Origin of the sequence: Trichloromonas sp. (assembly GCF_034006665.1) — a bacterium.
Taxonomy (GTDB): Bacteria; Desulfobacterota; Desulfuromonadia; order Desulfuromonadales; family Trichloromonadaceae; genus Trichloromonas.
The window spans coordinates 12,965-28,897 of the sequence record NZ_JAVESI010000013.1; the positions used below are offsets into that span (position 1 = coordinate 12,965).

3 protein-coding genes are annotated in these 15,933 nt (G+C 65.7%); all 3 read right to left on the reverse strand.

Annotation, left to right across the window (positions count from 1 at the left end):
* Positions 1–34: 34 nt before the first annotated feature.
* From RBR25_RS07145 to RBR25_RS07155, 3 genes are read right to left on the reverse strand one after another with little or no spacing between them, the layout of a single operon-like run.
* Positions 35–7,048, reverse strand: a complete 7,014-nt coding sequence (locus tag RBR25_RS07145; protein WP_432818859.1) for a beta-ketoacyl synthase N-terminal-like domain-containing protein — start codon at positions 7,046–7,048, stop codon at positions 35–37.
* 2 nt (positions 7,049–7,050) lie between these two features.
* A complete protein-coding gene (locus tag RBR25_RS07150; protein ID WP_432818860.1) occupies positions 7,051–14,187 on the reverse strand; it encodes an SDR family NAD(P)-dependent oxidoreductase in 7,137 nt (2,378 codons plus the stop codon).
* A complete protein-coding gene (locus RBR25_RS07155) occupies positions 14,184–15,797 on the reverse strand; it encodes a PfaD family polyunsaturated fatty acid/polyketide biosynthesis protein (RefSeq protein WP_432818861.1) in 1,614 nt (537 codons plus the stop codon). Before RBR25_RS07155 ends, RBR25_RS07150 begins: the two co-directional genes overlap by 4 nt.
* Between the last annotated feature and the right edge of the window lie 136 nt (positions 15,798–15,933).

The window sequence follows — 15,933 nt, forward strand, 5'->3', positions numbered from 1 at the left end:
GCTTCCGGCCGATTTTTGTTGGGCGGGATAGATGTCAGGACCAGCGTAGGCTGAAATCCTTCATCCGGTAGATCACCTTGCCGTCGACGGTCAGATAGCCGTCGGCGGTGAGCAGGTGCCGGTCATCGTCAACAGCGGTGACGGATGCTTCGATGGTAACCTGGTGATTGTCGGGGATGATCTGCCCCCGGTAGTTCCACTGGTGACGCATTCCCGTGACGACGGTCTCCAGACGGGTTGCGACGGAGCCGCCCCAGCGTTTGACCGCGACGACTTTCAACAGTTGCAGAAAGGATTCGAGACCCAAGGAGCCGGGGCAGACCGGATCCTGATAGAAGTGGGCCTGGAAGAACCACTCCCCGGGGTCGACCCGCTTCGTTCCGCGGATGAAGCCGAGGCCTTGGGGACCGCCGTCGGCGACGAAGATCTCGATGTCATCGACCATGCGCAGCTGCGTATCCGGAAAGGGAGCGCCGGTGGGGTAGGGGAAGGCCTCACCTCGCGCCGTTTCCTCGACGCTCGGCTGATAGGGCCGGGCATCGCGCACGCCGACCTGCTGGGCGAGGGATGCGGCGGAGAAGAAGCCGAAGACCGTATCGCCGGTGTAAACCGGCCCCTGAGCATCACGGATCTCGAAGTCATAGCTCTGGATGATCATCCCACCGCTGCTGGAGATGCGGGTGATCTTGACATGGGTGGTCAACGTGCCCGATTGGGGTGTTACCGGCCGGTGCTGCACGGCGTTACCGTCGAGGTTGCGGAAGCGCAGGTCGCTGTTGCTGGTCAGGGCGCTGCCGAGGTAGGCGGCGAGCCAGCCACAGGGTTGCAGGCCGGTTTCCAGGAGGATCGCGAAGGGCATCTCCGGTTGGCGGCCGGCGGCGAAATACCAGGCGTCGGGGGGAACGTCGTACTCGGCCTCAATGGTCACCCCGGGGACCAGTTTCCAGGGTTCGCCGTCGATGGCGACAATGCGGTCGAGAAACTGGAAAGGCGGGCGGGGGAGACGGGCGATTCTGCGCTCGCGGTCGAAGATCCGGTAAGGCTCGCCGAAGGCTTCCGAGGGATTGCCGGTGGAAAAGGCGAGAATCTTCTCGTAATCGTAGAGAGCCGGACGCTTGCCCGCGACCTGTCGGGGCGAATCCTTCAAGACCGATTTCTGAAGCACACCGACGGCGGTGTTCCGCTTCCGCCACAACCCTTCCACCTGCTCCCGGGTCAGGCCCGCCAGGCGAACCGACATGTTGGGGATTTCGACGATGGCCTTGCCGTCGGCAAACATCAGGGCATCGACGATGGCGAAGGGTTCGGGGCCGTAGCCGAGTTCCTTGATGCTCACCTGATAGGTGACGACTTTCGTCGTCTCGATCACCTGTCCCCGACACTTGAGACCGCTGGCGATGCCGGGCACCGGTTCGCACCAAGTCGTGCCCGCCGCGCCGATCCAGCCCATCCGCAACAGGTAGATGCGCAGGGTATGCATGCAGCATTCGTACATCAGGGTGCCGGGCATGACCCTGTCGTCGACGAAGTGGCAGGTGAGAAACCAGGCATCGGGGCGGATGTCCATTTCGGCGCGGATCTGACCCAAGCCGTAACGGCCCCCTTTGGGGTCGAGTTCGATGACCCGATCCACCAGTTTGAGCAGGCCGCCGGGCAGGGTGTGGGGACGGCCCAGGTCGAGATCGGCGAAACATGGTCCGAAGGCGCCGGCGAGATCGCCGGCGTAGATGGCATCGACCTGGGTTTCGTTGTAGGCTTCCTTTGCCATCGGCACCAGTTCCCGCCAGTCGGCGGGGAGCTTGCCCGCTTGCGGCCGCAGATCGAGTTTGGTGTGGACAATGCCTTTGCCGGCCTCCAGTTCGTCAACGGTGAAGAAGCCGGCGCAACCGTTCTTCATGGTGAGAAGGGGTTCGCCGTCGACCGTCGCCTCGAAGTTGAAACGGAAGAGATAGGTCTGGTCCTGGCGGAAGAAACGCTCGATGTGGATGTCGTAGCGGATGATCTCTCCCGGTACCGGCAGGCTGCGATGGAAAGTGACGACGGCGTCGAGCAGACGGTAGACCGCCAGCCCCCGGGTGATGAAATCGATCCCTAGGTAGCCCGAAAGCCAGAGGTCGGCCTGCCCTGCCTCCACCGCGATGCAGGTGGGAATGCGGCCGCCGTCCAGATACCAGCGATCGGCCGTGACATCGTGCTCGGTGACGACCCGGCCATGGCTCATGGAGCGCGGCACCCCCTCGACCTCGACGATGCGGTCGACCAGCATCAACGGCTCGTTGGGCAACCGTACCCGGGTCGGGAAGTCGTCGGCCTCGGCGAAGTCGGGGCCGAGCATTTTGGCGATGGAGCCGATGGCCGCTTCCATGCACATTTCCCGATTGAAACGGGCCGGGCGGGCAGGGGCCGCGGGTGGCGGCACCGAAACGGCGGCGAAGAGGTCGGCGGCGGGGAACTCTCCCCCATGGCCGCCCCGGGCCAGCAGTTCCATCTGCCAGTTAAGATTTTCCGTCAAGGCCCGGCGCAGGCCGTTGGCGAAGCTGAGGTAGGCGGCGTGCCCCTCGGCCCCGGCGGCGGTCAGCCGTTCCAGAGGGGTGATGAGGGGATGCTCGACGGCCGCGGCCGTCGCTGACGGTGCGGTTTTCACAGTTGCCGCCGAAGACGGATTTGCTGCTTCAATCAGCGGCGGTTTGGGGGTCGGTGGCTTTGCCGACATGGTCGCCACAGGCTGCTTCGCGGCTGGTGGAGCCGGGGTCGGGGTGGGTGCCCTTTTCGGCCTTTGCGGCGCGGCGTTCGGCGGCTGAGGCGGGGTGAAAGGAGCGCCGCCGATCTGCGTGGCGATCAGCGAAGTCTCCGCTTTCGCGACCTTGGCTGCGAGGGTTTCCGGATAGAGGGCGGCAATGTCGACCGGCAGTCCTTCGGCGAGGCACTGAGCGAGCAGGCGCAGGATCAGAGCGACGGCGTCGGCGCCGGGATAGCAGGCCGCCCGGACGAAATGGGGGCGATTCTTGAGGATGCGGCCGATCATGCGCGTGCAGGAGTTGCCGGGGCCCATCTCCAGGAAGATGCGGGCGCCGTCGGCGTAGAGCTGCTCGACTACCCGCGGGTAATCGACGGTAGCGAGGGCCTGGCCGAGAATGGCGTCGGCCACGCTGTTTTCATCCAAAGGATAGGAACGCCCCAGGGCGCAGCTGTAGAAGCGTAGGCCTTCGGGGGGCGTGGTCGGAAAGCGGTGCAGCTCCCGGTAGCGGTGGGCGACCTGGTCGGCGACGGGGCAATGGACCGTGGTCACGCCGCGCAGAGGAATGAAGGTCGCGCCAAGGCGTTTGACCACCCGTTCGAGATCAATGCGACGACCGCCGATGACACACTCCTCGTAGGTGTTGACGATCAACAGATAGACCCGCTCCTCGCCGGCTAGAGCCTGCCGTACCTCTTCCGCCGGGGCGGCGACCAGCCCCAGGGTCCAGTCCACCTCCTCTTCCGGCGGCAGTTTCCAGGTTCGGCGGGCGGCTTGGCAGGATCCGGCCAGATCCTCAGTAAAGAGGGTCGATTCCCGCAGCCGTCGGGCCATGCTGTCGCGATCCTTCCAGACGCTGAAGGAGAAGAATCCGGCCGATTCGCCGAGGCTGTAGCCGCTCACCAGCTGCGGTTCGACGCCGAAGCCGCGCACCAGGTCGCTGACCGCGGTGCCGAGGGCGACTTGGGCGATGACCAGGGCGTTGTGGTTTTCATGAATCGTTTCGTCGAGACTTTCCCCCCAGAAGTGCTGGGGCAGATACTGGCGGCGCAGATACTGGCTGGAGGTGTCCTGGCGGCGGTAGACCTCGGGCCAGCGGGCGGAGAGATCCCGGCCCATGCCGGCGAAGTGATTGCCGGAACCGGGAAAGATGAAGGCGATTTTGCCGTCGGCGGCAAGCGGCGCGGGATTGTAGAAGATCCGGTCGCGCAGCCCCCGGGGCGTGCGGTCGTTGCCGTCCAGTCGTTTTTCCGGGAATTCGGTCAGCCAAGACCGGGCCTGGTCGAGCAGGGCCGTCAGTTCGTCCCGGTTCCCGGTGACCAGGGACAGACAGCGCCCTCGGCTGCGTTCGACGGGAAATTGCTTGTGCCAGGTGCGGGCCAAATCCGCCATCGTGGCATCGGCTTTGTTCGTAACCAGCTTTCGCAGTTCTTCCAGTTTGCCGAGCACCGTCGCGGCGCTGTCGCCGGTGAGGGCGAAGAGCCCTTCGCGTAGCGGTCCCAAGGGGTTGGGGAGCGCGGGAGTGCGCGTTTTGCCTTTCCCCTCGCAGCCTTCGAGCAGGACCGCCGAGAAGGTGCCGTCAGCGCCCAGACCGCTGACCAAGGCGCGGCGCGGACCTTCGGCGCGGTCGCGCAGCCAGTAGTGGGCGGCGCTGGCCAGGCGGTAGGGGCGATTCCTCTGTGCCCAGGGAGTTCCCTCGATTCGGGAGAAGCGCAGCGGCGGCAGAATCTGGTGATGGAGGGCGAGAGCGGCGCGCACCAGCGAAGCGAGCCCGGCGGCATGCCCGGCATGGCCGATTTCGGCCTTGACCGCGCCGATCCAGCAGGGATGATCGTCGCCGCCGGAATCAAGGAACTCGGCCAGGGCCGCGCCTTCTAGGGCATCTTCATGGGGATCACCGCTGCCGTGAGTTTCCAGATAATCGACGGCGGCGGGCTTGAGACGGCTCTCCTGGAAGGTCCGGCGCAGGGCAAGATCGAGGGCGTGGCGGTCGGGGTGGAAACTTTCGGCGGCGCCGCCGGTGGCGGTACCGATTCCCTGGATGACGGCGTAGATGCGGTCGCCGTCGCGCTGAGCGTCCTCCAGGCGCTTGAGGACCAGGGCCGCCGCCCCCTCGCCGATAAGGGTGCCGTCGGCTTCAAGCTGAAAGGGGCGGCAGCGGCCCGAGGGGGAGTAGGGCTGTTCGCCATGACGGCCGAGGACCGCGCGCGGATCGCCGTGGAGGTCGACGGCGCCAACCAAGGCGCGGTTGATGATGCCCCGGCGCAGGGCGTGGACCGCTACCTCCAGGGCACGCAATCCGGAGTTCTCCTCGCCGGAGAGGGTGAAGCTCGGCCCACCGACGCGGAACTCCTTGGCGATGCGGCTGGCGACGATGTTCCCCAGCCCCCCCATCACCCGGTTGGCGGTCAGGGGCGGACCGGCGGCCTCGCGCAATTCGGCGATCCAGTCGGAGAGCGCGGAATCGTCGAGCGTTCGTCCGAGTTTTTCGGCCCAGCGGCGGGCAAGACGGGGGATCTCCCAGCGAAAACTGAAACCGCTGGCATTGAGATCGAGGCCGGCGCCGATGAAGACCCCGGTGAAGAGCAGATCTTCCCCCTTGAGTTGGGCGTCGCGCAGGGCTTGGTCGGCCACTTGCAGCATGAGCAGCTGACGGGGCAGCATCTCCTCCAGTTCCCGGGGGGGGATGCGAAACTCCCCGGGTGCCGCCGCCACGCTCGGCACAAAATGGCCGCGCAGGGCCGCGGCGTCGATCCCGCTTTTCTCCAGCCAGCGGCTCTCTTCCGTCCCCCACCAGCGGCTCGGTGGGGTTGCCAGGGTATCGTCGGCACCGAAGGCGCGGCGCTGGAAGGCCACGAGATCCTCCCAGGGACCGAAATGAGTCCCCATCCCGACAATGGCGATGGGCTGGGAGGCGCGCTGAAAGGAAGGAGGGAAGGCCACCCGGCTCTTGCTCGGCTGGGGCGGCAGCCATTCCTCGATCAGCAGATGGGCGTTGATGCCCCCGAAGCCGAAAGCGCTCACCGCCGCCCGGCGTGGGGTGCCCGGTTTGCGTGGGCGCCAAGGTTGGCCTTCGGCGAGAATGCGGAAGGGGCTCCGGTCGAGATCGATTCCCTTGGCTGGGGAGCGGAAATTGGCCGTCGGCGGAAGAGTTTCCGCCTGCAAGGCAAGGAGGATCTTGCTCAGGGCGGCGGCGCCGGCGGCGGTGAGCAGATGGCCGATGTTGGATTTTACCGAGCCGAGCACGCACTGCCCGCGCTGCCAGCCGCTCTCCCCCCAGAGGGTGCGCAGGCTTGTGAACTCCACCGCATCCCCGACCGGAGTACCGGTGGCGTGGCACTCGATCAGATCGACATCGCTCGGATTCCAGCCCGCCTGCTGGTAAGCGGCCCGCATTGCCCGCAGCTGACCTTCCGAGGCGGGGGCGAGGAGGCTGCCGCCGAGATCGTTGGAAAGGCCGATGCCCCGGATCACCCCGAGGATGCGGTCGCCGTCGCGCAGGGCATCCTCAGTGCGCTTGAGCAGAAAGATACCGCAGCCTTCGCCGACGACGAGACCGTCCCCCCGGGCATCGAAGGGGGAGCAGGTGCCGGTGGGGGAGACGGCGCGCAACTGGGAAAAGCCCATCTGGGTGTAGAGAGAATCGGGACGGGAGAGCCCGCCGCCGAGCATGGCGTCGGCGCGGCCGGAGAGAAGTTCTTCCATTGCCAGGTAAATGGCGTAGAGAGAGGAAGCGCAGGCGGCGTCGAGGGTGAAGCTGGGGCCGCCGAGACCAAGAGCGCGGGCCAGCAGTCCGGCCGGAAGCCCGGCGACCCGGTGATTGACGGCGGCGACGGCGGGCGGGCCGACGCGACTCTCCCCGAGCAGCCGCTCCTCAAAGGTGCGGCCGAGCCAGTCGCGGGCCAGGGCCGAGGCCGATTCGCTGGGCAGGGCGAGGTTGCCGATAATAACCCCGACCCGGGAGCGGTCGAGGTTGGCGGTCGCGGCGCCGGTGAAGGCGCGATGCCCGGCGCGCAACAGCAGGTGAAAGAGGGGGTCGAGTCCGGCGGCGAAGGCGGGATCGATGGCGAGCTCGGGGGGAAGCTCGCCGAGCTCGTCGGCGATGTAGCAGCCCTTGACCGAGGCGACCTTGTCCGGGGTGCCGATACGGGGGTCGTGAACCTCCTCCGGTTCCAGTAGCCAGCGCCCTTTCGGCGGGCGGCGAGAGCTGTTGACTCCCTGGGCGATATTGTTCCAGAAGGCTTCGAGGGTCGGGGCGTCGGGAAAGATCCCGCCGAGGCCGACGATCGCCACCGATTTTCCGTGTTTCATGCTCAGGCGGCTCCCTGCAGTTTGTTCCGCTGGAAGCTCTGGTTCAGCGAGGCGTCGATGACGCACTCATAATCCTCGATGCGGGCGATGAGCCGGCCGTCGGCGGGGTCGACGAATTCCATGTCGGCCGCCGCCCCGCTCGGGCTCTGGCGGCTGACCTGTATGCGGATTTCACAGCCCGCCTCGGGGAAGCGCTCAACGTACTGGCGGTAACGGCCGGCGAAGACCGGCAGGGAACCGGCGGCGTAGCGCTCGAAACTCCAGAGGATCATCAGCTGGAAGGCGCAGTCGAGAACCAAAGGATCGGTGAGCCAAGAGCTGCGCAGGGGCTGGGCGATCCAGCTGCTGGGGGCGGGGGCGCTTTTGGCTCGGGCGCTGATGCCCGCTTCCGAGCAGCCGAGAATAGCGCTTAGCCCCTGGAAGTCGGCGCCGTGGAAGAGGCGCTCCGGCCGGTAGATTTCCCCGATCGGTCGGGAGTAGGATTCCAGTTCCGGTGGTGCGGACGCCGGTCGGGCATCGGGCAGGCGGTTGGCCAGCACCACCCTGGCGCGGGCATGGACTTGGGGTCGTCCGGAATCGACGCGTCCGGAAAGCTCCACCGGCACCACGTGGAACCCGTCGCTCTTGAAGGCTTTGCCGGTGAGTACCTGCAGGGAGCGCAGATCCTCGGGGCCGAGGGTCACCCCCTTCATGACCCGCAGGTCGTTGAAACCGTGAAAGCGCAGGCCGGGGTTGTTGTGAATCGCTCCCTGGGCCAGCCATTCGACCATCATTGCCATGGGCAGTACCGCCTTTTTATCCATGACGTGAGACAGGAGGAAAGGATACTGGGCCACGCTCAAATCGAGATCAAAGGCTTTGGAGATGTGGATATTTTCCGGCGGGGCCGGCGGCGCCTCGGGCACGGCGGCTTCCCGGGAACCGAGGATGACCAGTTCCACCGGGCCGCCCGGCGGCGTCGCCAGTTCCCTGAGCAGGTAGTCGGCGCCCGCTTGCAGGCCGATGACTTCGACCCCTTCCTGGGCGAAGAGTTTTTTCAGCCCCGGCGTCACCATGCCGCCGTCCCAGGGTCCCCAATTGAGGGAAAGTACCCGGCAGTGGGGGTGCAGCTGCGCCTGCTGCTGGGCGATCTTGTTGAGCACCTCGTTGGCGACGGCGTAGTCGACCTGGCCGGTACGGCCGAAGCGTCCAGTGGACGAGGAGAAGAACACCAGAAAGCGCGGTTCGTCGTCGCCGACGGCGGCAAGAAGAGCGCGGAGTCCGGCGACCTTGGTGGCGTAGACCTGTTCGAACTGCTCCAGGGTCTTGTCGGCGATGCGCCGGTCGGCGAGAACCCCGGCGCCATGAATCAGCCCCCGTACCGCTCCGTGCTCGGCCCGCACCTTGCCCACGACCTCGGCCAGCGCCCGCTCGTCACGCAGATCGACGGCGCGGTAGAGAACCCGGCCTCCCGCTTCTTCAATACGGCGCAGGTTGGTGCGGATTTCCCGGCTGTGAAGCAGACTCTGGTAGCGCGTTTCCAGATCCATCGGTTTCATGGGGGACTTCGCATGCTTGAGCAGGGCCTGCTTGATTTCCGTCTCTTCCCGCAGTTCCCGCAGCCATTCCGGTTCCGCTTCCGGCGCCGGTGTGCGGCCGAGAAGAAGCAGGGTAGGCCGGGCGGCGCGGGCCAGGGCGATGGCCACCTCGGCGGTCACTCCTCGGGCACCGCCGCTGACGACCACCAGGTCGCCGGGGGAGAGGGGCAATTCGCCGGTTTCTCCGGAAAGAGGCGTGGTGGTCAGTTTCAGGGTATGCAGGCCGGTTGCGGCGAGACCGACTTCCAGCGGCCCGTCGCGGAGGATTTCCTCACTCAGGGCGGCGGCCAGTTCCTCCGGCGAGTTCCAGTCATCGGCCAGGTCGATGGCCTTGCAATGGACCTTCGGCCATTCGTGGGCGGCGGTTTTGCTCAAGCCGGCCAGACCGCCGGAAAGGGGGTCGGTGGGCATGGCGCCGGGCAGGAGCCCGAAGCTGCCGTTCAGCCGGGAAACCGTTACCAGAATCGCGTCCCCGCGTTCGGCGACACGGTTCAGCCCGGTTCCGGCAATCTGCATGAGGCGGAAGGCGCACGCCAAGTCGCGGTCTTTACAACCGGCGGCGGGTGCGAGCAGGATCAGCCCCGCCAGCTCCGACGGCGCCGGAAGAAAATCGAGTTCCTCGGGGGAAATGAGTCGGGTACGTTGTCCCTGCCCGGCAAAGTAATCCGCGAGATTTCGGGCCAGGGGAGAACCGTCGTCGCCGATCCACAGTTCCAGTTCGCCGTCGGCGAGCTTGAGGCGCGGACGCTCTGCCTTGGGATTGAGGGGCACGACCTTGAGCAGCTTCCGTTCGACGGACCCACCCGCCGCCGGGGCTTCCATGCCAACGGGGGCTCCGGCCGGGGCGCCGGAGACGCTGGCGAGGAAGTCGACGATCTGCGCCACTGTTTGCAGCGTACCGAGGTGCTCCGGTTTGATCGGCGGTGCTTCGGGGAGCTGCTCCTGCAGAGCGGAGAGGATTTCGACGCGTTTGATGGAATCGATGCCGAGATCGGCGTCGAGGGCCATGTCCAGCTCCAGCATTTCCCGGGGATAGCCGGTCTTCTCGGCGATGACGGCGAGAAGCACCTCAGCGACCCGGTTCGCATCGAGACCGACAGCGGGCGGCGCGGCGACGGCGGCCGTGGCTGCCACGACAGGCGCGGTGACAGCGAGACGGGCGACAATCTGTCCCAGGGTTTGCAAGGCGCCAAGCTCGTCGGGGCGCACCGGCGGTGCTTCGGGGAGCTGTTCTTGCAGAGCGGAGAGGATTTCGACGCGTTTGATGGAATCGATGCCGAGATCGGCGTCGAGGGCCATGTCCAGCTCCAGCATTTCCCGGGGATAGCCGGTCTTCTCGGCGATGACGGCGAGCAACACCTCGGCGACCCGGTTCGCATCGAGCCCGACGGCGGGCGGCGCGGCGACGGTGGCAGTGGCCGCCACAACAGGCGCGGCAACGGCGAGACGGGTAACAATCTGTCCCAGGGTCTGCAAGAAGCCAAGCTCGTCGGGGCGCACCGGCGGTGCTTCGGGGAGCTGTTCCTGGAGAGCGGAGAGGATTTCGACGCGTTTGATGGAATCGATGCCGAGATCGGCGTCGAGGGCCATGTCCAGTTCCAGCATCTCCCGGGGATAGCCGGTCTTCTCGGCGATCACCGCAAGCAGGATTTCAGCGACCCGGTTCGCATCGAGACCGACAGCGGGCGGCGCGGCGACGGCGACCGTGGCCGCCACGACAGGCGCGGCAACGGCGAGACGGGCGACAATCTGTCCCAGGGTCTGCAAGGCGCCAAGCTCGTCGGGGCGCACCGGCGGTGCTTCGGGGAGCTGTTCTTGCAGAGCGGAGAGGATTTCGACGCGTTTGATGGAATCGATGCCGAGATCGGCGTCGAGGGCCATGTCCAGCTCCAGCATTTCCCGGGGATAGCCGGTCTTCTCGGCGATCACCGCAAGCAGGACCTCAGCGACCCGGTTCGCATCGAGACTGACGGAGGGCGGCGCGGTGACGACGGCCGTGGCCGCCACGACAGGCGCGGTGACAGCGAGACGGGCGACAATCTGTCCCAGGGTCTGCAAGGCGCCAAGCTCGTCGGGGCGCACCGGCGGTGCTTCGGGGAGCTGTTCTTGCAGAGCGGAGAGGATTTCGACGCGTTTGATGGAATCGATGCCGAGATCGGCGTCGAGGGCCATGTCCAGCTCCAGCATTTCCCGGGGATAGCCGGTCTTCTCGGCGATTACCGCAAGCAGCACCTCGGCGACTCGGTTCACATCGAGACCGACGGCGGGCGGCGCGGTGACGACGGCAGTGCTGGGCGCCGGCGCGGTGCTCGCCGTGGTGACCGATAGCGGACAGGGGGACGGTGCCGGAACCGGGGACACCGAGGCTTGCGCCGTCGGTGCCGGTGCCGGGGGTATCGGCGTCGGCGTGGGAGTGACCGCAGGCGTCGGGCTGGTGCTGAAGATGCGCCGCTGCTGATCGACCAGGCTCAGAAAAGACTGCACGGCCTGCTCCTGGCCAGTGAGAAACTGCTGGTGCAGGCGGGCGGTCTGCTCCTGCAGATTCTGCAGTGCTTGCAAACTTTGTTGGGTGAGGTTCAGGGCTTCGCGCAGAGCCTCGTTCGAGGGTTGCCCGGATACCGGTGCGGCGGGGGTGACCGGGGTCGGCACGGTAGCGGTCGCAGGCGCGATGGATGGTGCGGATGCGGGCGGCGCGACAGGCGCGGGGCGTTTGACGGCGGGACGCTTCGGCGGCCGTTTGAAATGGTTGGCGCCGCTGATGGCGACGGTCAATCCGGGCTTTTTGCCGGTTTCGGTTTCCGGTTCGTCGGCGCGGTCGTCCCAAAGGCCGAGACGCAGTTCCTGGCCGAGTACCGCCAGTTGCGCCAGAGCGCGGGCAAGATCGAGCAGGGCCGAGCGCTTGCCGTTGGCGGCATCAATGGCTAGGGCCTGATGAGGGCGTTCGCCGAGAATGGTTTTGACCATGCCGGTCAGACGGGCGCCGGGACCGACTTCGAGAAAGACGCGGATGCCGGCGGCGTACATGGCTTCGATTTCTTGCACGAATTCCACCGGTTTCGCCAGCTGGTTCGCAAGCAGGGAGCGGGCGGCGTCGGCATCGGCGGGATAGGGGGTGCCGCTGGTGTTGGCATAGACCGGCGCCTGGGGGGAGCGGAAGACTACCTCTTTCAATTTCTCACCGAAGGGACCGGCGGCCTCGGCGACCAGTTCGCTGTGAAAGGCGGCGGCGACATTCAGAGCCGTGCAGCGCAAGCCCCGCCGCCCGAGGCATTCGGCGGCGCGGCTGATCTCGTCGGCGGGGCCGGAAAGAACCCCTTGCCCGGGAGTATTTCTGTTGGCCAGAACCAGGGTTAGCTTCTCTTCTTCAAGTGCTTTCTCAATTTCCGCCAAGGGCGCCGAGACCGCCAGCATGGAGCCTTTATCGCCACCGCCGCCGGCCATCAGTTCGCCGCGCAGGCGCGACAGGCGGTGCAGGTCGACGGGGGCAAAGACCCCGGCAGCGCAAAGAGCGGCAAGTTCGCCGTAGCTGTGCCCGGCAAAAGCTCCGGCCGTCAGGCCAAAGTCGGCGAGGACACTCCAGGCGCCGAGGCTGACTGTGCCCAGAGCCGGTTGTGCGACCTCGGTGGCGCGCAGGCGCTCATTCTGGTCTTGGCGTTCGCCGTCAGAAAATGCCGGACGGGGGTAGATCAGGTCGGAAAGCCGTCCCGTTTCGGCAGGGAAAAGCTGATCGGCTTCTTCGAGCTGTTGGAAAAAGGCGGGAAAACGCAGGGCCAGATCTTTGAGCATCCCCGGATACTGGGCCCCTTGGCCGGGGAAGAGAATCGCCGGCGGCGCCTCACCATCCCCGGAGGCAAAACAGGTGCCGTCTGGTGTCGTCCAACTCGTCCTGGCGCGGTTCTTTTCCAGTTGTGCCAATGCTTTGTCCATCTGCTCGGCCGGGTCGGTTCCCGCACGGACGAAGATCAGGGCCAATCGACACTTTTGCCGGGGATCGAAAGCTCGGCGGCTCTTTCGGGCGGCGCGGGCCAGAGCGGACCAGGAAGCGTTGGTGGGGAATGCTTTCATCGCCTGCTCCAGTCCCTGGATGTCGGCGGCGTAAAAGGCGGCAATCTGGATATCGTCGGACCAGTCGATGCCTGCTTTTTCGGGACGGTACTCTTCGAGAACGCAGTGGAAGTTGCTGCCGCCGAAGCCGAGAGCGCTCACCGCTGCACGCCGGGGATGGCCGGCGGCGGGGAGCCAAGGGCGGGTTTCGCTGTTGATATAGAAGGGGGTTTTCCCCGCGGTCAAGGCCTCCTGCGGCTTGTTGACCTTGATCGTCGGCGGCAGCACCTTGTGATGCAGGGCCAGCGCCGCCTTGATCAGCCCCGCCGAACCGGCGGCGGCCTTGGTGTGGCCGATCTGCGACTTCACCGAGCCGAGGGCGCAGGTCGGCTCTTCCGCTTCGCCGAAAACCTCGCGCAGGGCCTTGATTTCGATGGCGTCGCCAACTCTGGTGCCGGTGCCGTGGGCCTCAATCAGGCCGATGCTGGCCGGTTCGACGTCAGCATTTTCATAGGCTCGGCGCAGGGCTTTCTGCTGGCCTCCGGGGCTCGGTTCATAAATGGCGCTTCCTTTGCCGTCGCTGGAGGTGCCGATTCCCTTGACCACCGCGTAGATCTTGTCGCCGTCCCGCTCGGCATCGGTCAGGCGCTTCAGAACCAGGATGCCGAGCCCCTCGCCGAGGGTGGTGCCGTCGCTTTCGGCATCGAAGGGGCGGGCGTGGCCGCTGGGGGAGAGGGCCGGGGTTTTGCTGAAACAGGTGTACATGAAGATGTCGGTGAAGGTGTCGATGCCGCCGGTAACGACCATGTCCGACTGGCCGGTGGCCAGTTCCAGGGCCGCCAGGTTGAGGGCGGAAAGGGAGCTGCCGCAGGCGGCGTCGCAGACGCAGTTGGTGCCGCCAAGGTTATAATGTTTGCTGATGCGGCCGGCGACGACGTTGCCGAGCAGACCGGGGAAGGAGTTCTCTTGCCAAGGGACGTAGGCGTCGCCGATGCGCTGTACCGCATCCTCGATGGCGGCATCGTCGATTCCCGCTTCCTTCATGGCCGAGCGCCAGATGGGATAGCCGAGACGGGCACCCAGGGGAATGACCAGCTCCAGGGCACCGGTGACGCCGAGGATGACGCTGACCTTTTCCCGATCGAATTCCCGCTCCGGCCCGTAACCGGCATCCTTCAGGGCCTGGCCGACGGCCACTAAGCCGAGCAGTTGCGAGGTGTCGATGGCTTCCAGGGCGTTGGGCAGAATGCCGTATTCCATGGGATTGAAGGGAACAGGATCGAGAAAACCGCCGAGTTTGGCGTAGACCTTGTCCGGCGCTTTGGGGTTCGGGTCGAAGTAATCCGCCGCCCGCCAATGGCTTTCCGGTACCTCGCGGATGGCATCCACCCCGTTCTTGATGTTGGACCAGTAGGCTTCGACGCTATCGGCCTTGGGGAAGAGGCAACTGAGTCCGACAATGGCCAGGGGGGGGAAGGGGGCGGTATGGATATTCTGTTCGGCGCAATCGGTTTTCAACGGAGATACTCCTTGAGGTTCTCGGCTTCCAGGGGTGCATAGGCGCAATCGGCGGCGGCGAGGGGGTAACCCTGGAGGGTCAGTTGCCTGGCGCGCCAGAGATAGGCAGCGCCGAGCAGCAGGTTGAGAGCGACGGGCACCACCCGGCGCTGGGTGGGGTCTTCAAGAAAGGTGCCGGCGGTCCATTCGTTGAAGGCGCCCATGGCCGGGCCGCACCAGATCTGGTAATCGATCTTCCGTGAGCTTTCTCCCCGGTTCGCCCAGACCGGCGACTGTCCTAGATACCAGCGGAAGATCAGGGCCATCTTGTGTTTGGGCTCTTGTCGCGCCCGTTCCACCTGGCGGGGATCACGTTTGGCAAAATAGGTCCGGGTCTCTTCCCAGATTGTTTCCAGGGGAGCGCGAAAGAGCGTGGTTTCGAGCTTTTGCCTTTCGGCGGCGGGAATCGCGTCGATACTGTCGCACTGCCGGTAAAGCTCAAGGAGACGGGTGGCGCGCATGGAAAACATGGTGCCGCGCTTGAGCACCTGCACATGTACGCCCATCTCGAACATATCCGCCGAGGGCGCCATGGTGATATCGGCCTGACGCGTCTCGGCGAGCATTTTGCGAACTTCGTCGCAGGTGCCCGATTCGACGCAGGCCTGATTGACGGTGCCGGTGACCAGATAGGCGGCACCCATGGCGAAGGCGGCCAAGGCCGAGGACGGGGTGGCGATACCGCCGCCGAGGCCGAGACGCGGGGGGTGATCGTAGCGGTAGCGGGCCTGAAGCTTGTCCCGCAACGCGACGATGGAGGGGAAGAGGGAGATCGCCGGGCGGTTATCCGTATGCCCGCCCGAATCGGCTTCGACGGTGATATCCTGGGCCATGGGAATTTGGCTCGCCAGTTCCGCCTGCTCGGCAGTGATCCGGTCGCCAGCGACCAGTTCCCGCAGTAAACGCTCCGGCGGCGGGGCGAGGAACTTGGCGGCGAGTTCTTCCCGGGAAAGCTTGGCGATGATCCGGTTGGGAGTGACGATCCGGCCGTTGGAATCGCGGTGGATGCCGTGGACGCGGAAATGCACCGCCGGCAGGGTCAGATCGAGAAAGGCCGAGGCCTCGATCAGGCGTACACCACGCCCAAGGTACAGTTCCACCAGCGCCGCTTCCAGATCGGGTTCGTTGGGGCTATGAATCAGATTCATCCCGAAGGGATAAGTTTTCGCACCGCCCTGAAGTTGAGCGATGGCCTTTTCCACCTCGTCGAGAGGCAGACCGGCGGCACCGAAAAAACCGAGCATCCCTGCTTCGCCAAAGGCCTGGGCCATGGTGACGGAACTGATGCCCTTGGCCATCGAGCCGCCGACGTAGGCGTAACGCAGTCCGTGGTCGCGGCAAAAATCCGCGTCCCCGAGAGTTTCGGGAGGGCAGGAGGGAGTCATGCCGACAAAAGGGAGGCCGGACGAAAGGTCGGCCGTGTCGACGGCCCCCGCTTGCAGGCAACCCTGGTCATCGATAAAGAGAGGTATATTGGTTTGCAGCAGGGCGGCCACGGGGGTCGCGAACTGCCGCGGGGCGGGATGGAAGAGGCCCAGTGCTGGTTTCGAGCCTGGTTTCGTCTGATTCAAGCAAAACTCCTCGTGCCGGACGAAGTGGTCGCCGCGCCGAAAATCTCTGCTTCCTTGTCCGGTTCCGGCGGCTAGATATCCAGAAATTTTTATTTCAAATCACGCAATATGCCATTTAGTCGGTAAAATGGCAAAG